Source organism: Flavobacterium sp. 140616W15, assembly GCF_003668995.1.
Taxonomy (GTDB): domain Bacteria; phylum Bacteroidota; class Bacteroidia; order Flavobacteriales; family Flavobacteriaceae; genus Flavobacterium.
In genome coordinates, this window is record NZ_CP033068.1 from 4729599 (window position 1) to 4751398 (window position 21800).

The 21800-nt window shown below is 31.6% G+C and carries 19 protein-coding genes and 1 pseudogene; 9 read left to right on the plus strand and 11 right to left on the minus strand.

Annotated elements, in window-relative coordinates; all coding sequences use genetic code 11:
• Positions 1-20 precede the first annotated feature (20 nt).
• From EAG11_RS20660 to tsaB, 4 genes and pseudogenes are all read left to right on the plus strand, one after another.
• Positions 21-1139 (plus strand): efflux RND transporter periplasmic adaptor subunit, encoded by a 1119-nt coding sequence (locus EAG11_RS20660; protein WP_129540845.1) that lies wholly within the window; start codon positions 21-23, stop codon positions 1137-1139.
• Positions 1140-1221: 82 nt separating this feature from the next.
• Positions 1222-2667: a TolC family protein gene (locus EAG11_RS20665; RefSeq protein ID WP_129540846.1), complete on the plus strand. Its 1446-nt coding sequence runs from the start codon at positions 1222-1224 to the stop codon at positions 2665-2667.
• A 6-nt stretch (positions 2668-2673) separates the two neighbouring features.
• Positions 2674-3960 (plus strand): efflux RND transporter periplasmic adaptor subunit, encoded by a 1287-nt coding sequence (locus tag EAG11_RS20670; protein WP_129540847.1) that lies wholly within the window; start codon positions 2674-2676, stop codon positions 3958-3960.
• Positions 3961-4030: 70 nt separating this feature from the next.
• Positions 4031-4701, plus strand: a pseudogene (tsaB, locus tag EAG11_RS20675) (tRNA (adenosine(37)-N6)-threonylcarbamoyltransferase complex dimerization subunit type 1 TsaB).
• Between the two features lie 11 nt (positions 4702-4712).
• Here the strand turns inward: tsaB and EAG11_RS20680 are convergent.
• The 3 genes from EAG11_RS20680 to EAG11_RS20690 all read right to left on the minus strand — a co-directional run bounded on the left by EAG11_RS20680 (position 4713) and on the right by EAG11_RS20690 (position 7348).
• A complete protein-coding gene (locus tag EAG11_RS20680) occupies positions 4713-5525 on the minus strand; it encodes a mechanosensitive ion channel family protein (protein ID WP_129540848.1) in 813 nt (270 codons plus the stop codon).
• 100 nt (positions 5526-5625) lie between these two features.
• Entirely contained in the window at positions 5626-6273 is a 648-nt protein-coding gene (locus tag EAG11_RS21980) for an apolipoprotein A1/A4/E family protein (protein WP_207209611.1), read from the minus strand.
• A 175-nt stretch (positions 6274-6448) separates the two neighbouring features.
• A complete protein-coding gene (locus tag EAG11_RS20690; RefSeq protein ID WP_129540849.1) occupies positions 6449-7348 on the minus strand; it encodes a NifU family protein in 900 nt (299 codons plus the stop codon).
• A 163-nt stretch (positions 7349-7511) separates the two neighbouring features.
• Here EAG11_RS20690 and EAG11_RS20695 point away from each other — a divergent pair, with 163 nt between their 5' ends.
• Together EAG11_RS20695 and EAG11_RS20700 are read left to right on the plus strand one after the other, a co-directional pair.
• Positions 7512-8498, plus strand: coding sequence for a type IX secretion system membrane protein PorP/SprF (locus tag EAG11_RS20695; protein ID WP_129540850.1), 987 nt, complete (start codon positions 7512-7514; stop codon positions 8496-8498).
• A gap of 31 nt (positions 8499-8529) precedes the next feature.
• Positions 8530-9051 (plus strand): gamma carbonic anhydrase family protein, encoded by a 522-nt coding sequence (locus EAG11_RS20700; RefSeq protein WP_129540851.1) that lies wholly within the window; start codon positions 8530-8532, stop codon positions 9049-9051.
• A gap of 328 nt (positions 9052-9379) precedes the next feature.
• On the opposite strand, the gene murI is transcribed toward EAG11_RS20700, so the two are convergent.
• The 8 genes from murI to EAG11_RS20745 all read right to left on the minus strand — a co-directional run bounded on the left by murI (position 9380) and on the right by EAG11_RS20745 (position 17744).
• Positions 9380-10156: a glutamate racemase gene (gene murI / locus EAG11_RS20710; RefSeq protein ID WP_129540852.1), complete on the minus strand. Its 777-nt coding sequence runs from the start codon at positions 10154-10156 to the stop codon at positions 9380-9382.
• A gap of 127 nt (positions 10157-10283) precedes the next feature.
• Positions 10284-10781, minus strand: coding sequence for an OmpH family outer membrane protein (locus EAG11_RS20715; RefSeq protein ID WP_129541150.1), 498 nt, complete (start codon positions 10779-10781; stop codon positions 10284-10286).
• Positions 10782-10816: 35 nt separating this feature from the next.
• Entirely contained in the window at positions 10817-11815 is a 999-nt protein-coding gene (locus tag EAG11_RS20720; RefSeq protein ID WP_129540853.1) for an OmpH family outer membrane protein, read from the minus strand.
• A gap of 38 nt (positions 11816-11853) precedes the next feature.
• A complete protein-coding gene (bamA, locus tag EAG11_RS20725) occupies positions 11854-14583 on the minus strand; it encodes an outer membrane protein assembly factor BamA (RefSeq protein WP_129540854.1) in 2730 nt (909 codons plus the stop codon).
• Positions 14516-15253: an isoprenyl transferase gene (locus EAG11_RS20730; protein ID WP_129540855.1), complete on the minus strand. Its 738-nt coding sequence runs from the start codon at positions 15251-15253 to the stop codon at positions 14516-14518. Before EAG11_RS20730 ends, bamA begins: the two co-directional genes overlap by 68 nt.
• Before the next feature lie 4 nt (positions 15254-15257).
• Positions 15258-15941 carry a DUF6089 family protein gene (locus tag EAG11_RS20735; protein WP_129540856.1) on the minus strand — a complete coding sequence of 228 codons (684 nt, stop codon included), beginning with the start codon at positions 15939-15941 and terminating at the stop codon, positions 15258-15260.
• Between the two features lie 173 nt (positions 15942-16114).
• A complete protein-coding gene (locus tag EAG11_RS20740) occupies positions 16115-16999 on the minus strand; it encodes an NAD kinase (protein WP_129540857.1) in 885 nt (294 codons plus the stop codon).
• An 85-nt stretch (positions 17000-17084) separates the two neighbouring features.
• Positions 17085-17744, minus strand: a complete 660-nt coding sequence (locus EAG11_RS20745) for a CBS domain-containing protein (protein WP_129540858.1) — start codon at positions 17742-17744, stop codon at positions 17085-17087.
• A 115-nt stretch (positions 17745-17859) separates the two neighbouring features.
• Here EAG11_RS20745 and EAG11_RS20750 point away from each other — a divergent pair, with 115 nt between their 5' ends.
• The 3 genes from EAG11_RS20750 to EAG11_RS20760 all read left to right on the plus strand — a co-directional run bounded on the left by EAG11_RS20750 (position 17860) and on the right by EAG11_RS20760 (position 21786).
• Positions 17860-18573: a pyridoxine 5'-phosphate synthase gene (locus EAG11_RS20750; RefSeq protein WP_129540859.1), complete on the plus strand. Its 714-nt coding sequence runs from the start codon at positions 17860-17862 to the stop codon at positions 18571-18573.
• A gap of 159 nt (positions 18574-18732) precedes the next feature.
• Positions 18733-20928, plus strand: coding sequence for a TonB-dependent siderophore receptor (locus EAG11_RS20755; RefSeq protein ID WP_242499217.1), 2196 nt, complete (start codon positions 18733-18735; stop codon positions 20926-20928).
• Positions 20929-21786 (plus strand): DUF4249 domain-containing protein, encoded by an 858-nt coding sequence (locus EAG11_RS20760; RefSeq protein ID WP_242499218.1) that lies wholly within the window; start codon positions 20929-20931, stop codon positions 21784-21786.
• Positions 21787-21800 lie beyond the last annotated feature (14 nt).

The following is a 21800-nucleotide window of genomic DNA, read 5'->3' on the forward strand; positions in this document are numbered from 1 at the left end:
CGATTAAACAAAAAAACAAAATGAAAAAAGGAGTAACCATAACCATTTTAATTTTTATTGCAGTAGTCTTCTTTGGTGCTTTGTATTATTTGTATGCAAAAAATCAAGAGTCGCCAATTGTCTATCAAACGGAGAAAGCGGAAATAAAAACGATAGTTAAAAATACAATCGCAACGGGTAATATTCAGCCTGATGAAGAGGTTCTTATCAAGCCAAATATTTCAGGTATTATTGAAGCTGTTTACATTAAAGCAGGAGAAAGTATTAAAGCAGGAGATATGATTGCAAAGATAAAAGTTGTTGCAAACGTTTCGAATGTAAGTAATACTCAGAATCAGGTTCAAACAGCAAAGATTGCATTGGATAACCAAGAAAAATTATACCAGAGACAAAAAACATTGTTTGATAAAGGAGTGATTTCTGCAAACGATTTTGATGCAACACAACTAGCTTACAAACAGGCAAAACAAACTTATTTGTCATCAAAACAAAGTTTTGATATTGTAAAAACAGGAACTACTTCAGGATTAGGAAATTATGCTAACACCTTAATCCGATCTACAGTAACTGGAATGGTACTAGATGTGCCTGTGAAAGTAGGAAATCAGGTTATTGAGAGTAATAATTTTAACGAAGGAACAACAATTGCTAGTGTAGCTGATGTTGGAAAGATGATTTTTGTTGGAAAAATTGATGAATCAGAAGTTGGTAAAATCAAAGAAAAAATGCCAATCGAAATTACAATTGGTGCTATCGAGAATAAAAAATTTGATGCAGTTTTACGTTATATTGCTCCAAAAGGAGTAGTGGAAAATGGAGCAATTCAATTTCAGATTAAAGCATCACTAGAAAACAGAGATGATACATTTATTAGAGCAGGTTTAAGTGCTAATGCATCAATTATATTAGAGAAAGCAGAAAAAGTTTTGGCTATAAAAGAATCATTAGTTCAATTTGATAAAAAAACTCAAAAGCCATATGTTGAAGTAGAAACAGCACCACAAAAATTTCAAAGAAAAGATGTTGTTTTAGGAGTTAGTGATGGAATTTTTGTACAGGTAATAAAAGGGATTACAGCCACAGACAAGATAAAAATCTGGAATCAGGGCTTGATAAAAGAAGAAGAAAAAAATAAGTAAAAGTTAAAAAATAAAAGAATTTTTGGTTTTTAGAGAATGTTAAATTTGTATAGTATCTTTGCTATGCTTTGATTCAAAGTTTATGAAAAATAATAAATATATTTATCTTGTTTTTGTCTTATTATTAGGAGCGTCAATGCAGGCGCAATCTAAGAAATGGACTCTAGAAGAATGTGTACGATATGCGTTAGAAAACAATATCTCGATAAAACAATCGGAATTGGATGCACAAAGTATTTCTATTGATAAAAAAGATGCTTTTGGTAGATTTCTACCTACTGCTAATGCACAAGTTTCACATTCATGGAATATCGGTTTAAATCAGAATATCACTACAGGGTTATTAGAAAATCAAACAACTCAATATTCAGCTATAGGTGCATCAGTTGCAGTTGATATATATAAAGGATTACAAAATCAGAATGCATTACGAAAAGCTAATTTATCTATAGTAGCTTCCAAATATCAATTGTTAAAAATGCAAGAAGATATTTCGCTTAACGTTGCGAATGCTTTTTTACAAGTGTTGTTTAATAAAGAAAATTTAAAAGTACAACAAGAACAATTAGCAATTAGTGAAAAACAATATACTCGTTCTGATGAATTGGTGAAAGCAGGAACGATTCCTAGAGGAGACTTACTCGACATTAAAGCAACTGTAGCTACAGGTAAACAAAATGTTGTTATTGCTGAAAATACGTTATTAATATCAAAACTTAGCTTAGCGCAGTTATTACAATTAAAAGAATTTAATGATTTTGATGTAGTAGATGATACAAATATTGATGCTGGAGAAACTATTTTGGCACAGACACCAACAGCAATTTATGAAAAAGCTAAAGAAACGAGGACAGAATTAAAAATAGCTAAAACCAATCTTGAAATTGCTGAGAAGAACGTTTCTATCGCCAAAGGAGCTTATCAGCCAACTTTAAGTGCTTTTTATAATTTTAATACAAGAGCAAGTTATTCAGATATTGTTAAAGGTGCAATCCCAGATGCTGCAAATCCTACTAAACAAATTGGTTACGTACAAGGAACCAATCAATCGGTTTTGCAAGATAATTATGCTCCAGTTTTAGGAAGTGCAGCGCCAATTTTTGATCAGTTTAGTGATAATAAAGGACAGTCTTTTGGGGTTCAATTAAGCATACCAATATTTAATGGGTTCTCAACAAGAAATAATGTAGAACGTAACAAAGTAAGTTTAGAGAAATCTAAAATTGATTTAGAACAAAAAAACTTAGATTTGCAACGTAATGTTTATACTGCTTTTACTGATACTAAAGGAGCATTAAATGCACATGAAGCTGCGGTTGTGGCTTTGGAAGCAAGACAAGGAGCTTATGATTATGCAAAAGAAAAATTTGCAGTAGGTTTAATGAATGCTTTCGATTTTAACCAATCGCAAACACTACTTACCAATGCGCAATCAGAAGTAATTAGAACAAAATACGATTATATCTTTAAAACAAAAATATTAGAATTCTATTTTGGAATTCCTATTGTTCCGATAGTTAAAAACTAGTTTATTATGTCAAAAAAAACAATTTATCTTTTATTAGGAGGTGTCGTTATTGTTATTGTAGCCTTAATTGGATTTTCGAAAGCAGGTGTAATAGGAAATAAAGATGCAGGCACTGAAGTAGAAGTTGCAAAAGTAGTAGCGTCGACTATTGTAGAAACTGTTTCGGCAACAGGAAAAATTCAGCCAGAAATAGAAGTGAAAATCTCATCAGAAGTTTCGGGGGAAATTATTGCACTTAATGTAAAAGAAGGACAAGTTGTTAAGAAAGGAGATTTATTGGTAAAAATAAATCCTGATTTATATACATCTAGTTATAATCGTACAGTTTCTAATTTGTCAGGAACTAAAGCTAGTTTGAGTCAAGCAGATGCCTCTTTTAAGGAAGCAAAAGCGAATTATGAAAGAAATAAAAAGTTATTTGAGAAGGGAATAATTTCTAAGTCTGATTGGGATAAAGCAGTTGCTTCTTTTGAAGTAGCAAAAGCGACCAAACAAAATGCTTATTTTGCAGTACAAAGTGCTTCGGCATCTGTAATTGAAGCCAAGGATAATTTGGGACGTACGACTATTTATGCTCCTGCAGATGGAACAATTTCAGTACTTAATGTTGAGCTTGGAGAGCGCGTTTTAGGAACACAGCAAATGGCAGGAACCGAAATTTTACGAGTAGCTAACTTAAACAACATGGAAGTTGAAGTAGATGTAAACGAAAATGATATTGTAAAAATTAAAGTTGGAGACGAAGCAAATGTAGAAGTAGATGCTTATCTAAAAAAGCAATTTAAAGGTATAGTAACTAGTATTTCTAACTCAGCAAGTAGTACTTTAACAGCAGATCAGGTAACTAATTTTAAAGTTAAAGTTAGAATTTTAAAAGAGTCTTATAAAGATTTAATCGAAGGAAAACCAGAAGCATATTCTCCTTTTAGACCAGGAATGACCGCTACGGTTGATATTATAACAAATACAAAAAAGAATGTTTTGGCAGTGCCAATAAGTTCAGTAGTTGTAAAATCAGATACAACAGCAGTAAAAGAAATTAAAGTTGAAGACCCAAATGATAAAAAAATAGCTCCTAAAAATGACAAAAAATTTGAATGCGTTTTTGTTAAAGAAGGGGATAAAGCTAAAATTAGAATTATAAAAACAGGAATTCAAGACGACACAAATATCGAAGTGATGTCGGGACTTAAGGCTGGTGATATGGTAATTACAGGACCATACACAACAGTTTCAAAAGATTTGAACTCAGGTGATAAGGTTAGCCTCAAATCTGAAAAAGTAAAAAAATAACAATGACAAGACAATCTAGTTCTGTGATAGGATTAGATTGTTTTTTGTTCTCATAAAATATAAAATTAGTTTGGCTTATATTCTTAATATTGAAACTGCTACAAAGAACTGTTCTGTTGCTTTAGCAAAAGAAGGGAAAATAATTTTGTGTAAAGAAATCTCTGAAGAGGGGTACTCTCACGCCGAAAGATTACATGTGTTTATCGAAGAATGTGTTCGTGAAGCTGGAATTTCTTTTCAAGATTTAGTTGCAATTGCGGTTAGTCAAGGTCCTGGTTCTTATACAGGATTACGTATCGGAGTTTCGGCGGCAAAAGGATTGTGTTTTGCATTAGAGATTCCATTAATTGCTGTTGATACATTACAATCGTTAGCTTCACAAGCAAAGATTAGCAATGGTTTAATCGTTCCGATGTTAGATGCCAGACGTATGGAAGTGTATAGTGCAGTATTTGACTCAAAGTTTGAAAAGCAAAGAGAGATTTTAGCTGAAATAATTACCGAAAATTCTTTTGAAGAATGTAGCGAAACACTTTATTTCGTTGGAGATTGTGCTGAAAAATGTAAAGCAGTTTTAACAAAAGAAAATTTTATTTTTCTGGAAGATATTAAATATCCTTCAGCAAAAGAAATGAGTGTTATAAGTTATGATAAATACAAAAAAGCGACACTGTAGATGTCGCTTATTTTGAACCTTATTATTTGAAAGACTTTATGGTTACAACTTCAAAAAAACAATAAAATACACACTCTTATTTTTGTAATGTGTAAGGTTGAATAGCAATTCCAGCTTCGTCTAAAGCAATTTTGCAATCTTCTAGTGTCTGAGAAAAAACAGTTCCGTAATTTTCGTTTTTTGCCCAAGGGCGTACTGCAAATTCTACAGAGCTACTTGTTAAGTTTTTCACGAAAACTTCAGGTGCAGGATTCTTAAGCACATTTGGATTGTCCTTTAAAATTTTCTCAAGAATATCTTTGGCTTTTTTAATATCGGCATCATAGGCAATTGCAAACGTCAAGTCGGCTCTACGTTGTCCTTGCATTGAGTAATTAATAATTGTGTTATTAGATAAAGCCCCGTTTGGTATAAATACAGTTTGATTGTTTGCAGTATATAATTTAGTTACAAATATCTGTATTTCAGCTACAGTTGCAACTATGCCTTGTGCTTCAATAGTATCACCAACTTTAAAAGGTTTGAAAAGAATAATAAGCATGCCTCCTGCAAAATTAGAAAGAGATCCCTGAAGTGATAATCCAACAGCAAGACCCATTGCTCCTAAGATGGCAACAAATGAGGATGTTTCTATTCCTAGTTTAGAAATGAATGATACAAATAGTAATATTCTTAAAGCCCATAATAAAATATCAGCAAGAAACTTAGTTAAGGTAGGGTCTAAGTTCCTTTTTTCCATAATACGACGTATTAATCTATTGACAACGCGAATAATATAAAGCCCCACAAATAGAATAAGAAAGGCAGATATTAGTTTAGGGGAATAATCAACTAGTACTTGGATAAATTGGTTAACGTAACCGCTAATTTGATCGGGATTTAGATTCATTTTTTTAGTATAAAAAAACCCTCTCTATGAGAAGGTTTGAATTAGTTAAGCAAAGATAAAAATTAATTAATTTATTAATAAATATTGCTGTTATCTTTAACTATTTATTTAATGCTTCATCAGAAGTTTTATCGAGAGCATCTGTAGCAAGTGATTTAGTTTCTTCAACAATAGCATCTGTAGTTTCTGCAGCTTTCTCTTTAATTGAATCAACCACTTTGATTAAATCATCTGATACTTTTTCAGTATGATCAGTAGCTACATCTTTTGCTTGATGAAGATGATTTTCAGTACTATCTAATATTGGGTTAGCTATTTCTTTAACTTTCTCTATTGTTTCTCCGGTTGATGTTTCCGCTTTTTCAAGATATGGAGCAGTTACTTCCTTAACTTTTTCAATAGTCTCTTCTGCAAATGTTTCGGCTTTTTCGAGATATGGTGCTGATACTTCTTTAACTTTTTCTATCGTTTCTCCAGCTAGTGTTTCTGCTTTTTCAATATATGGAGCAGATACTTCTTTAGCTTTGGCAATGGTCTCTTCAGCAAATGTTTCTGCTTTCTCGAGATATGGAGTAGATACCTCCTTAACTTTTTCTATTGTTTCTTCAGCAAATGTTTCTGCTTTTTCAATATACGGAGTTGCAGCTTCTTTAGCTTGCTCAAACGTGTTTTCGGCTTGGGTTGCTAATTCAGTAGCAGAATCCTTAGCAGTGCCAAATAAATTCTTAAAAAATGATGATAATCCCATAATAGTTCTTGTTAGTTAATATAGATTACAATATTAATCTTTTTTTAAGAATTAAGCTAACTGTGTAGTTATAATTTATTGATAATAAGTAATTTGTGATTGTTTTTTTATTTCTTAGATAATAAAAAAGCGCTTCGTACGAAGCGCTTTTATTTGATTTGTTTATAAAAGTTGTTTAAGCATTTACAGCTTCTACCTTGATGTTTTCATCATTTAACATACTTTTTAGCATGTTCTCTATACCACTTTTAAGAGTAAATGTCGACGAAGGGCAACCGCTACATGCTCCTTGTAAAATTACTTTTACAGTTTTGTCAGTATCATTGTAAGAATCAAAAGCTATGTTTCCACCATCTGCAGCTACAGCAGGTTTCACATATTCTTCTAATATATTAATAATTTGTTGCGATGTAGTGTCTAATTTATCAAAAGCTTCATCTTTAGTAACATCATTTTTAGTTGCCACTTCGATTAAACTTTCGTCTAGAACAGTTCCTCCATTTTCAATATATTGTTTAATGAAAGTTCTTAGTTCAAGAGTGATTTCTTGCCAATCGTTAATTTCGTATTTAGTTACCGAGATATAATTTTCATCGATAAAAATCTCTTTAACGTAAGGAAATCTGAATAATTCTTTAGCTAGTGGAGAAGATGCAGTTTGATCAATGTTTTTGTATTCAATTGCATTTTTTGTCAACATTCTGCTAACAACAAATTTTAATGCTGCTGGGTTTGGTGTTGATTCACCATAAACAGTTATAGGTTGTTTTTTAGGTTTGTTCTCATCAATAGAAATGATAACGCCACCATCGTTTACAAATGATTCGATTTGCTCTACTACAGCATCTTTCACATCGTCCCATTCAACAATGTTATATCTTTCGATAGCAACAAAATTCCCCGAAATATATACTGTTTTTACGAACGGTAAATAAAACAGCTTTTGTGCTAGTGGAGAGTTTTTAGCTTCATCAATATTTTTAAATTCAAAGCTCTCATTCTTAGTAATAAAGTCAGGAAATTCAAATTTTAATATGCTTGGGTTTTGCGTTTCTTTTATAGTGAGTTTTGTCATGATTTAGTAATTTTTTACAAATTTACTAAAGTTATTTTCTACTAATAGTTATATTTGATTTTTAATATAAAAATAACGTATTATTTTCTGTATCGTAGTAATATTTACCAAAGTATATTACTGATATACGTTTTTAACATCTATTTAAACAAAGCTACCTTTAATGTATTCCAAAATTAAATATTCAGTTTTTTTATTATTTATATTTTCGTACTCTTATGCTCAAGAAGGTATTCCAGTTTATTCAGATTATTTGTCTGATAATTATTATTTGATTCATCCTTCAATGGCAGGCGCTGCAAATTGTGCAAAATTAAGATTAACAGCACGCAAGCAATGGTTTGGTCAGGATGATGCACCAGCACTTCAGACTTTAAGTTTTAACGGCCGTATTGGTGATAGATCAGGGGCAGGAGTTATACTTTTTAATGATAAAAACGGGTATCATTCTCAAAAAGGAATTAAACTTACTTATGCTTATCATATTCTTTTTTCGAGAGATGAAATAGATTTGAATCAGCTGTCATTTGGTATTAATGCAGGAGTAATTCAGAACCAGTTAGACGAAACTTCATTTGGTGAATTTGACCCAATTGTTTTTGGTAACATACAGAAGGATTCCTATTTTAATGTGGATTTTGGGGCTTCATATAATTTTTTAAATTTTTATGCTCACGCTACAGTTCAAGGAGCAGTAGAAACAAGAAGGCAAATTTATACAGATTTTGAAAGTGATAATCTCAGGAAATATCTTTTGAGTGCAGGATATGTTTTCGGAAATAAGAGAAAATTATTATGGGAGCCTTCAGTGCTTTTTCAATTGTTTGATAAGACAAAAGAGAAGTTGGTTGATTTTAATTTAAAAGCGTATAAAAATATGGATTTTGGTAGCCTTTGGGCTGGATTATCTTATAGAAGAAGTTTTGATGGCGCTCAATATTATAATGGTTCAGGAATTTCTACTCAAAAATTACAATACATAACACCTATTTTAGGGGTTAATTATAAAAACTTTATGTTTGCTTACACTTATTCTCAAGTTACAGGTAACGTGAAATTTGATAATGGCGCATACCATCAAATTACTTTGGGAATCAACTTATTTTGTAAGCGTGAAAAATACGATTGTGATTGTCCTGCAGTAAACTAATTAGAATTCATTTTAAAAAATAAATAAACTCATGTTGATAAAATCTGTAAACGGAAAAACACCTAATATTCCAAATGATTGCTACGTAGCCGAAAATGCTACAATTGTAGGAGAAGTTTCTTTTGGAGATTCATGTAGTGTTTGGTTTAATGCTGTAATTAGAGGAGATGTTAATTTTATTAAGATAGGGAATAAGGTTAATATCCAAGATGGTGCTGTAATTCATTGTACTTATCAGAAACACCCAACGATAATAGGGAATAATGTTTCTATAGGACATAATGCAATTGTTCATGGTTGTACAATTCATGATAATGTATTGATAGGAATGGGAGCGATTGTAATGGATAATTGTATTGTCGAAAGTAATGCTATTGTCGCTGCAGGTGCTGTGGTAACTCAAAATACAATAGTAACTTCAGGAAGTATATATGCGGGAGTGCCTGCTAAGAAAGTAAAGGATATCGATCAATCTGATTTTGCTGGCGAAATCGAACGCATTTCTAATAATTATGTAATGTATTCGAGTTGGTTTAAAGAAGAGGAGGAGTAGTTATAATGCATTTTATAGCTTCGCTATAGGAATTCTTTTATCTCCAATCAAGGCTTTGTTTCTTTTTGGATGGATTTTACATGTTTTATATTAGTAATCGATTGGTGAATTCTTGAAGGCGATAATCAGTGAGTTAGCGATATGCCTTTCTCGTTAGGACTAAGCCTTCTTCTGGAGTGTAATACTTTTTCAGCTTTGAATATTTTTTACTCTTATGGGTCAAAAAGGTAAAATTGGTGATGGTCTTATGAAAGAAAATTATCATAAATTATCACTCAATTTATCATTAGATAAAATATAGTTTGTTAGGAGGGAATTTGAATAATTACTAGAAATCTTTTTCAGAAACGTTGTATTTGTTTCCTAGTATGTCAGACAAAACTTTTGGATTGCTATTGCTATAAAACACAGGTTCATTTGCAGGTTTATTATTAAAGCCGACTTTCTCACGTAGTATGTTTTGAGTTTGCTTAGCAACAGCTTCTCCTGAGTCAATAATATGAATGTGTTCTGGAAGGATTTTTTTTATCTGCGGAATCAGATAAGGATAATGACTGCATCCTAGTACTAAATAATCAATATTAGCCTCAATCATTGGTCTGAGATAAGATTCCAGAAGTTGTGTCATCTCAGGAGAGTTTAGATCTCCATTTTCAATTAATTGTACTAAGCCATGACCAACCTGTTCAATGATTTTAGTGTCTTGATATATTTCAGTTGCTTTATTAAATAATTCACTATTTAGAGTGCCTTGAGTAGCGAGTATTCCAATAGTGTGCGTGTTCGATTTTATTGCTGCAGGTTTTATTGCAGGTTCTATTCCTATAAATGGAATAGAATATTGTTCTCTTAATTCTTTAATTGCATTTGTGGTTGCGGTATTGCATGCAACAACAATCAATTTACAATCCATGCCTAGTAAAAAATCTACATTCTTTTTGCTTAAAACTACTATTTCCTCTTTGGTTTTTTGACCATAAGGGGCATTTTTACTGTCTGCTAAATAGATAGTTTTTTCATTTGGAAGTAATTGATGAATAGCGCTCCAAATAGAAGTACCACCAATGCCAGAATCGAAAACGCCTATTGGATTATTATTTGTCATAAAAACAAAGTTAAGTATTTTTTAGAATCAAAAAAAAGACTTTATTTAAGATTTTTGAGTATAAAAAAAAACTGCTCGAACCATTTTATAGGTGAGCAGTTTTTTTAAACTTTATTAAGACAGTTTTTTAGAAACCTAAATCTTTTTTCACATCAGCAGTAACGTTTGGACCATCAGCTAATAAAAGAGTAGAACCATCTAATACATATTGGTATCCTTTTGCTTTACCAACTTTTTGGATAGAAGCTCTCACTTTTTCCATTAATGGTTTTACAATATCAGATTCTTTTTGTTGTAATTCTTTTTGAGCATTGTCTCTATAGTCTACAATTCTTTTTTGCATATCTTGAACTTCTTTAGAACGTTCTCCATTAACTGCATCTGTTACTGTAGCTGATTCAGCTTCGTATTTTTTTAATTTTGCTTGGTATTCTTCAACCATTTTTTTGTAATCGGCATCATATGTACCGCTTAGTTTTTCAAGCTGTTTTTGTGCTTCTATCATTGCTGGCATTTTAGACATAATTTCGCTTACATCAACGTGAGCTACTTTAGCTTGAGCATTCATTTGGTTTGCTCCTAAAACTAGTATTGCAGCAATTAGTAAAGTTTTGATTTGTTTCATCATCATTTTAAAATATTAATTAATTATTGGTCGTATTATCCTTGTTTTTCTTTCTCTTCTTTTGCCTTTTGCTCTCTTGCTTTTTTGGCAGCTTCTCTTTCTTCTAAAATTTTATTTCTTCTTTCCTCTAAAGCTTTTTTGCGTTCGTCGTAAAGCTTTTGTCTTTCTTCAGCTTGTTTGGCTCTCGCATCGTCAGTTACAGTTGTTTTAGCTGTTTCTGTAGTTGGAGTAGTTACTGATGGTGTGCTTTCCTTTTTTACTGTTTCAGAAACCGTGCCATTTTTTTTAGCTTCCCTTGCATCACGAATTGCTTTTTTGTTTTCTTCGTATGCTCTTATCTTTTCTTCTTGAGCTGCTTTTCTATCTTCTAGTATTTTATCCCTTGCTGCTTTTCTATCATTTAGGATTTTTTGCCTTTCCTGTAAAGCAGGACTTTCGTCAATCGCAGTTTCTTTATTTTCTTTTTCTTCTTCTATAGCAAGTTGTTTCTTTGTGAGTTGCTCTCTCTTGTCGGTTCTGGTTATAATTCGTAAAACCTGATCGCTTACGTCAAATCTTTTTGCGGCAAAAAGCATCGTTAAATCAGATGATCTATCAAATATGAAATCATATTTTCTAGCTTCTGCAATATCTTGAACAGCAGTAAAAACCTGATCTTGTATTGGTTTTGCTAAAGCAGATTTTTGCCTAATTAAATCGCCATTAACACCAAAACGTTGTTGTTGGTAATCTAATGTTTCTTTTTCAAGGAACTTGATTTCTGTTTCTCTTTCATCGATTAACTCATTCGTTAATAACGCTTTTTCAGCTTTCAAAGCGTCTTTAAGTTTATTGATGTCTAATTTCTTAGTTTCAATTTCTTGTTTCCACTTTTCGGCCTTCTGTTCTAATTGCGTCTGAGCCTCTTTATAGTCAGGAACATTTTGTAGGATATACTCCATATCGATGTATCCTATTCTTGTCGATTTGGTTTGCGCTTGACTTGTATTTACTACTATCAAAGCCAAAATTATAAATAAAAATTGTTTTCTCATAACATTAATTTTATTTGAAATTTTTTTTACCAATACGATTAAAATTGTTGACCAATAATAAAATGCGTTTTAAAACCGCTTGGTTTTGATTGTCCTGGTAATGTATCAAATCCGTAACCAAAATCGATACCTAATAGTCCAAATGCAGGCATGAATACACGTAAACCAGCACCAGCTGAACGATTTAAATCGAAAGGATTATAGTTTTTGAAATTTGCATAAGATGAACCTGCTTCAGCAAATGTAAGTACATAAATCGAAGCTGATTGTTTTAATGTAATTGGATAACGTAATTCTAACGAGAATTTGTTGTAAATCGTAGCTCCAATTTGTTCACCATTATTATTTACTGGCGTTAATGAGTTATTTTCGTATCCTCTTAATGCTATTGTTTCTCTACCATCCATAGAATAATTTGCCATACCATCTCCTCCTAAATAAAATCTTTCGAAAGGAACTACGCCTCTTGATTGATCATAAGCACCTAAGAAACCGAATTCAGTTAACGTTCGGAGTACTAATTTACCATAAACTTTGGTATACCAATCAGCTTTGAACTTAATTTTATAGTATTCTAACCAATTAAATTTCTTTTGATCAACTTTTCCTTGATCTGTAGCTGCAAGAGTATAGTCATCAACCTTGTTTCCTTTTGCATCAACATAGTCTCCAATCTTTACTATATTATCATTATCATCCAGCTGATTTGATCTGTCAACCGTATTCTTTAATTTGTACTCTTTTTGATTTGCTAAATCTCCATAGTTAATTCCATTGAATAATGAATAAGGAGGAGTAAGTTTAGCTGAAAGACTAAATTCTGAACCGTATGTTGGGAATATTGGATTTATACCTTTGTTGCTTCTTGTTAATCCTATAGTATAGGCTAAGTTTCTAGATGTACCGTTTCCAAAAGTAAATAATCCTGTATTGTAATTATGTAGGTCATAGTGTTGGTAACTAACTGATTGAGATAATACGAAGTAATCATCTGGCACAGATAATCTTTTGGCTAAACCAACAGATAATGTTAAGATATTAAAGCTTTTGCTTTTGTCTACTCTTTGTGTAATGTAGTTATTTAAAAACTGTGTACTATATGATATAGAAGAACTGAATTGTACTGGTTTTTTTCCTCCAAACCAAGGTTCTGAGAATGATACACTATAAGTTTGAAAATAAGTACTTCCTTGTAAACGAAGAGCTACCTTTTGTCCATCACCCATTGGTAAAGGTTTGTATGCTTTTTTGTTAAACATATTTCGAGCAGAGAAGTTGTTAAACGAAAGCCCTAAGGTTCCGATGAAACCACCACCTCCATAACCACCTTGAAGTTCTATCTGGCTAGATCCTTTTTCTACAAGATTGTATTCTATATCTACAGTTCCTGCACCAGCATCGACATTTTTAAATTTAGGATCAATTGCTTCTGGATCAAAGAATCCTAATTGTCCGATCTCACGAATTGTTCTGACTAGTAAATCTTTGCTATATTTTTCACCTGGTTTAGTTCTTAACTCACGGTAAATTACTTTGTCATTTGTTTTATCATTACCTACAACTGATATTTTGTTAAAATATGCAATTGGACCTTCGGTAACTCTAATTTCAAAATCAATAGTGTCATTTACAGTTTTTACCTCTACAGCATTAATGTTAGAGAATAAATAACCATTATTTTGATATAAATTGGTGATGTCTTCTGCATCAGGTTTCGTCTTATCGGAAATCCTTTTCTCTAAAAGTACACCATTATAAGTTTCTCCTTTTTTAATGCCTAAAAAACCATTTAATTGTTGGTCAGAGTATACCGTATTCCCTAAGAATTTGATATCACCAAAGTAGTACTTGTTACCTTCTTCAACATCTACTTTTATAGCTAGTGTATTTTTCTTTTTATCGTACGTAATAGAGTCATGCAATATTCTTGCATCTCTATATCCTTTTTCTTTGTAGCTAGCAATAACTTTTTCTAAATCGGCTTTGTATTTGTCTTTAATGAATTTTGAAGCTTTAAAAATACGAATAGGATTTTTTTGCTTAGTGTCTTTCATTGCACCTCTTAATGAAGCATCAGATAGGGCTTTATTGCCTTCAAATTCGATTTTGCTAATTTTTACCTTATCTCCTTTATCTACACGAACCAGCATGTTTACTTGGTTTGTAGATGTGGTGTCTGCAGTAGTGGTGATGGTTACTTTGGTATTATAGTAGCCTTCTTTCTTATATTTGTTTTCGATATAATTTTTAGTAGTCGTAATTAAATTTTCGTTTACAATTTTGTTTTTTGTTAAACTATTGTCTTTAATTAGTCCTTCAACTTTACTCTTCTTAACGCCAACAATTTTAACATCATTTAGTTTAGGAAGTTCAATGATATCTAGGTCTAAATATATGCTATCATTTTCAATTCTATTTACGTAGAATGTAATCTCGTCAAAAAGACCAAGCTTTCCAAGTTTTTTTATAGCTCCACTTATTTCTTCACCAGGAACTGTTATTTCTTGTCCTTTTTGTAGGCCTGAAAAAGTGACAACAGTTTGCTCGTTGAAGCTTATTTTACCAACAACAGATACGTCGGCAAGAATATATTTTTTCCCTTGGTCAAATGGAATTCTTTCTTGCGCTTTTATTTGTGAAAAACTACTAAAAACCAATAAAGTAAGTACTATTTTTATTCTTTTTTGTAACACTAAAAAATTATTTAATTTGTTCACTTGTTTTTCCAAATCTACGTTCTCTTTTTTGATAACTAATGATAGCCTCATATAAATCCTTTTCTTTAAAGTCTGGCCATAACACATTAGTAAAATATAGCTCTGCATAGGCAATTTGCCATAACAAAAAATTACTTATTCTATGTTCTCCACTTGTTCGTATTAATAAATCTACGTCGGGTAAATTTTGCGTGTAAAGATGCTCATTTATAATTGAATCGTCAATAGTGTCTATTGAAATTATATTATTTTTAACTTTATTACTGATGATTCTAACAGCGTTTATAAGTTCTTCTCTTGAGCCATAACTTAAAGCTAATGTGAGCGTAAGCCTTGTGTTATTTTTTGTTTTTTCAATAACATCCAAAAGCTCTTTTTGAGCAGATTTAGGTAGTTTCTCTAAATTGCCAATTGCATTAAGTTTGATATTGTTTTTCTGTAATGTACCGAGTTCTTTTTTTAATGAATTGATGAGTATCTTCATTAAAGTTTCAATCTCTAATTTAGGTCTATTCCAGTTTTCTGTAGAAAAGGCGTATAATGTTAAATACTCGATTCCTATTTTGGCACAGGATTCGATGGTTTCTTTAACAGATTTTGTTCCGTTTTCATGACCAAAAGCTCTAAGAAACCCTTGTTGTTTAGCCCAGCGTCCATTTCCATCCATTATGATGGCTAAATGTCTTGGCAAGTTTGTTTTATCTATTGTGTCTAAATTCATTTTTTTAATATGGGCAATAGCAAGGTTTGTTTCCAAAGGTATACGTTAAAGTTATTCCTGAGAAGACATACCAGTCATTATTATTTAAATCTCCAAAACGCAATGATTTTAAATTATCATTATCCGGATTGCTACCATCAAGATTATCTGTAAAGGTATATCGTGCACCTACTTCTAGTCCTAAAACAAAATTAGTAGTTAAATTTGTTTTTACGCCAACTATCATCGGAATTGCAATTGAACCTGTCTTTTTTTCTTTTTCTGTTTCTCCAGATTGAATGTATAATGAATCATATCTGAAATAACTTAGTCCTGAAAATACATAAGGTGTGACTTTTCTTTTGGATTCATGTAAATTGAAGTCAAAAAAATTGAATTCAAGTCCAGCAGAAAGCTCTCTTATTGTGTTGTCAAAACGATACCCTCTTAGTTTTCTTCCTCCTTCTTTCGAATCTAAATCATTTGCAGTGATTGTCGATTGAGTATATGAAAATCGATAGGCGTGTCTCGGACTTTTATTCCATCGGTATAATAGCCCAAAAGCAGGCTTGTCTGGTGAAATGTAAGTTGTACTTCCAACATCTCCAATATAATTGCTCCCTCCTAAAAAAACACCAACCTCATGTATCTGAGCATTCATGCTTGTAAAGAAAAAGAAACATAACAATAAATTAAAAATTTTGTTCATTTAATTAAAAATTGCGTGCAAATATAATAATAATCAATACGAATCAATGCTCATTAAGTTAAAACTGTCATTTTTTGAATTATAGATGATATATCTCAACAATTACTGAATATTCGACACTTGCAAAACGAGAAAAACATTACAAATAGTATAAAGGATACTTAAAAAAGTGATTAATTTCTTTTGTCTTCTCCCCAAAGTAGTTTATTACGTAAGGTTTTTAAGAATGTTTCTCCGGGAATTTCAACCATATTTATTTTGAAATCGGTTTTCTTTATTGTTAAAATAGATTCGTTTTTTATTGAAGCTATCCTCGAATCTAAAGAGACAAGATAATGATCTTCTCTTCCTGATACTCGAAGTTTAATCTCTGTATCATCTGGTATTATAAGTGGTCTTGCTGTTAAATTATGCGGTGCAATAGGTGTAATAACAAGACTATTTACATCAGGAGTTAATATTGGGCCACCACAGCTTAATGAATATCCTGTTGAGCCTGTAGGAGTTGATATTATTAATCCATCTGCCCAATATGAATTTAAGTACTCGCCATTTAAATAAGTGTCTACTGTTATCATCGATGTAGTGTCTTTTCGGCTGACCGTAACTTCATTCATAGCAAAATTAAGTTCTTCTATGGCTTCATTTTTTGGTTCTGTAGTTAAGCTTAATAATGATCTTTGTGATACGGTATATTTTTTGTCAATTACAAATTGCATAAATGCTGCTATGTTTTCTTTTTGAACTGTAGCAAGAAATCCCAATCTTCCTGCATTGATGCCTAAAATGGGTACACCGGAATTACGGATTAAAGTTGCAGCTCTTAATATGGTTCCGTCTCCACCGATACTTATCAACATTTCAAAGCTACTGTCTAATTCAGTATGAGTTGAGAAAGTTTTGTATTCTTTTTCGATTATCTTTTTTTCATGGAGCATCTTCAAGAAATTGGCTTCGATAACCATTTCGACATTATTCGAGGTAAAAAAAACAAATATGTCTTTAATAATTGGGTCTGTACTATTTAGATAGTATTGTCCGTAGATAGCTACTTTCATTCTTTTTGATTAAATAATGTGTCAATTAGATAATTTGTCAATTGCATAATGTGAAAATTATCTAATTGACACACCGCCTAATTTTTTATATATTAAGGTATTTGTCTAAATAATCAGAGCGTTCCTTTAAATTGTTAATGTATGTGTCTTCTTGGTGTTCTGATATGATTTCGTAATTGTATCTTCGGAAGGTTTGAATGATTTCGTTCATCGCTCCTAAGCTAATTTTAATGGTTATTTCAATACTATCTGAGTTGGCATCAGAAACAAATGCGCCTAGAATTTTACCATTGTTGCTTTCTACAATTTGAGTGATCTGACTCATAGAATAATCTAGAAGCCCTTTTTTTACGATTATTACTCCGCCCGGTTCTTTTAAAAAAGGGGTTTCGTGAAAGAATTTAATGATATCGCCTATTTCATAAAAGCCAAGATAAATATTGTTTTCGTCTAAAACTGGGATTAAATTGGTATGGTTTTTAGCAAAAACTTCCAATACATCAAGCCAGATCATATTGCTTCTAGCAAAAAAATGTTCGAGAGTATATTTATAATCAATTACTTTTTTGTCGCTATCAAAAGTTTCAATGTCATCGGAAGCTATGCAACCAATATAGACTCCATCTTCCAGAACTGGAAAATGCGAATAGCTTAAATCAGTAAAGAAGTCCTGTGCTGAAGCAATGGTTTCTTGACTGTTTATAGCTCTATAGTCATTGGTAATATAATTAGTAATATCTGTCATAATACAATTAGCAATATTTGATGCAAAATAATCAAAAAATAGCAAAAACTCCTAAGTTTTACTTTGTATTTTTGTCGTAACAAATATAGTGTTACTAGAATTAATATCCATTTATATGACAAAGTTAAGTGTAAATATCAATAAAATTGCAACGTTACGTAATGCACGTGGCGGAAATGTGCCAGATTTATTAAAAGTTGCAACCGATATTCAAAAATTTGGAGGGCAAGGAATAACGATACATCCACGTCCAGATGAGCGCCATATTCGTTATCAAGATGCGCGAGATTTAAAAGCAATTGTATATACCGAATATAATATTGAAGGAAATCCGCAACACAATTTTATTGATTTGGTTTTGGAATGCAAGCCAGATCAGGTAACATTGGTTCCAGATGCAGTTGGAGCTATTACCTCTTCAGCAGGTTGGGATACTATAAAAAATCAATCGTATTTGACAGAAGTGATACAGGAGTTTCAGCGTAACGGAATAAGAACTTCGATTTTTGTAGATCCAGTTCTTGAAATTATTGAAGGAGCTAAAAAAACAGGAACAGATAGAATCGAATTATATACAGAGGCTTTTGCGCATCAATATAGTTTAGGAAACGAAAAAGGAATCGATTCTTATGTAGAAGCTGCTAAATTGGCCAACGAACTTCATTTAGGGATAAATGCTGGTCACGATTTGAGTTTGGATAACATTGAGTTTTTTAAACAAAATATCCCAGGATTATTAGAAGTTTCTATTGGTCATGCCTTAATTTCGGAAGCACTTTATCTTGGATTAGACAATGTGGTTAATATGTACTTACGTAAACTAAAATAACAAAGTAATTAAAACAATTATAACCTGATGTAATTGGGTTATAATTGTTTACTTTCGCACTTTTCTTATTAAAATTAAGTGTTGAGACTAATTATTTTATTTTGTTTACTCTGTTTTTCTAACCTATTTGCACAGTCTAGAGCTACAATAGCAGGAACTGTGAGAACAGTAGAGAATGAAAGCCTAATTGGAGTAAACATTTCTTTTGAAACGAATAATAAATACTATTATTCTACAAGTGATACTTTGAGTCACTTTGTCCAAAATCTTCCGGTGGGATTAGTAAAAATTACCGTTAACCATTTTGGGTATATAGAAAAATCTATCAGTTTTGATTGTAGAAGAGACACAATAATCACTATTGAGCTAGAAAATGACAGCTCACTTTTAAAAGAAGTTCTGATAGCTAATAATAAAAAGACTGTAATAACAAATCTTTCAGGAAGTAAATTATCTTTTAATCCTAAGGAGCTATCTACAGTTCCAACTATTTTAGGGACAACCGACATAGTCAAGATTTTACAGCTTACACCTGGAGTGCAGAATTCTGGAGATGCAAATGGATATCTGTATGTAAGAGGGGGTGATCCTGGGCATAACTCTATGTTATACGATGGAACTCCTATTTATGGAATGTCACATTTATTAGGCGTTTTCCCTTTTTATAATACAGATCATATACAAGATGTTGAATTTGATAAATCAAGTTCGAACTCTAAATATGGAGGACGTTTAAGTTCAACAACTTTATTAATTCCTAATAAAAAAATCCCTTCAGAACTTACAGTTGATGGAAATATTGGTTTGCTGGCGTCACAGGTTACATTAGGTATCCCGATTAGTGAAAAAACAGGAATTAGGATATCAGGAAGAAAAACATATATAGATGAAATAGTTGCTCCATTATTAAAATCAGATCCCAATAACGAGGATGTTCAGGATATGAAATACGGGTTTTCGGATGCTAACTTAACTTTTATTACTGAAATTTCTAAAAATAATTTATTGACCGTTTCAGCTTTTTCTAGTGCTGATAAATTGAAAATAAAAGACTCCGATTTGGCTTTGAATGCAAATTTAAAATGGAGTAATTTTAATGTTTCGCCTACTTTAGTCTCTAAGTTGTCTCCAGATGTAACAATGACTAATGCTATCTATTATACAAGATACACAAATGAATTAAAAATGGAGCAATCGACAATACAAATGGGGGTTTCTTCATTTGTCGAGGATTTTGGCTTTACAAATTCAATAACTCATTCAATAAAAGGAATTCCATTTGAATCGGGACTGCAATATGTTTATCACAATTTGCAACCACAAAAAATAGAAATAGAAAACTTTAGTGGTGTCAATAATTCAAGACAAAACGGATTAATTACTGCTAATGAACTGGCGATTTTCACAACAACTAAGCCAAAATTAGGAGATAATTTAATTGCAGAATTAGGTTTGAGAGTCAATTATTATAATTCAGGTTCAAAATCTTTTTTGCATTTTCAGCCACGTGCAATTCTTAATTACTATATGCACAAGAATCTTTCATTTTACGCTTCTTATAACAGGCAAAATCAATATTTGAATTTAATAACAACTTCGAGTGTAGGTATTCCTACCGATTTTTGGATCGCAAGCACAGATGGAATTCCAGCGCAATCTTCAAACGAGTTTGCTTTAGGTTCGAATCAAACTATTTCTAAAAATTTCACTTCTTCATTTGGGGCATTTTATCGTTCTATGAAGCATTTGCTTGAATATCCTTATGGAGTTACACAGTTTAATGAGATTTCGATGTTAAAAAATGATTTATTAGAAGGGAATGGGAAAGCATATGGATTAGAGTTTATGTTGAAAAAAAGCAGTGGCAAGTTTAAAGGTTGGATAAGTTATACTTTGAGTTGGTCAGATAGAAGTTTTGATAAACTTAATAATGGAAATACCTATTATGCTAAATATGACAGACGCCATAATCTAGCTTTGGTTGGAACCTATGATTTAAACTCTAAATGGAATTTTGGAGTTACTCAAATTTTTAGTTCAGGGAATCGTTTTACAATGCCAACATCTTGGTATTTTGTAAATAACAATCCAGTAAAGGAATATTCGGAGTATAATAATGCGCAAATGCCAAATTATATCCGAACAGATTTTTCGGTTAATTATTATTTTGTAAAAACGGCAAAAAAAGAAAGTGCTCTTAATTTTTCCATTTATAATACTTTCAATGTTGAGAATCCTATCTATGTGGTGATAAATGTACTAATGAATGACGATAAAAGTAATGTAATTGTTAAACCAGAAAAAAAAGTTTTGTATCGAATACTTCCTTCTATAAGTTGGAGGTTTAAATTTTAGATGATGAAAAAATACATTTTATTTCTTTTGATGATTGTGGTGTGGAGCTGTAATGATGATATTTTTAGCGACGGAATTAAATTGGAATCAAAGCTGGCTGTCGAAGGTTGGATTGAAGAAGGAGATGGCCCGCAAGTAATATTATCGAGGACGATACCAATAAATGACGTTGTTGATTCGACCAATGTCCTAAATCATGTGATACGTTCAGCAAAGATAACAGTGTCAGATGGGGAAACAACAGAAGTTTTAAGAGTTAAAAAGGATAATGATAGAATTCCTCCATTTATATACTTTGGTAGCGAAATCATAGGAAAAGCAGGAAAGACTTATACATTAAAAATTGAATATTTAAATAGAATAGTAGAAGCTACTACAAGTATTCCTAATACGGTACCAATTGCAAGTGCTATCTACGAAAAGAAGAATGTAGCTGATACTACTGGATATATTTTTATAAAGTTTGACGATCCTGTAAATGAAAAGAATTATTATCAAATAGCTACGAAAGTAGATAAGAAGGAACCGATTTTTGTTCCTGCTTTTTATGGAAATCTAGATGATGATAATTTTGATTCGCATTCGGTTTCTATGCAAGTAAATAGGGGAAGATTGTTTTTTCCAAAATCTAAATTTACACCTTATTTTACGGATGGTGATTTAATTTTTGTGAAATTGAGAACAATGAATAAAGAAGTATTTAATTTTTGGAATAGTTGGCAAAACGAAATTGTAAACAGTAAAAATCCAATCTATCCCTCTAATACAAGTTTAAAATCGAATATTAAAGGAGGTGTGGGTATTTGGGCTGGTTACGGACAAAGTACTGTTCAGGTCAAAACGGTTCCAAAAAAATAAAGCCGATTTGAATT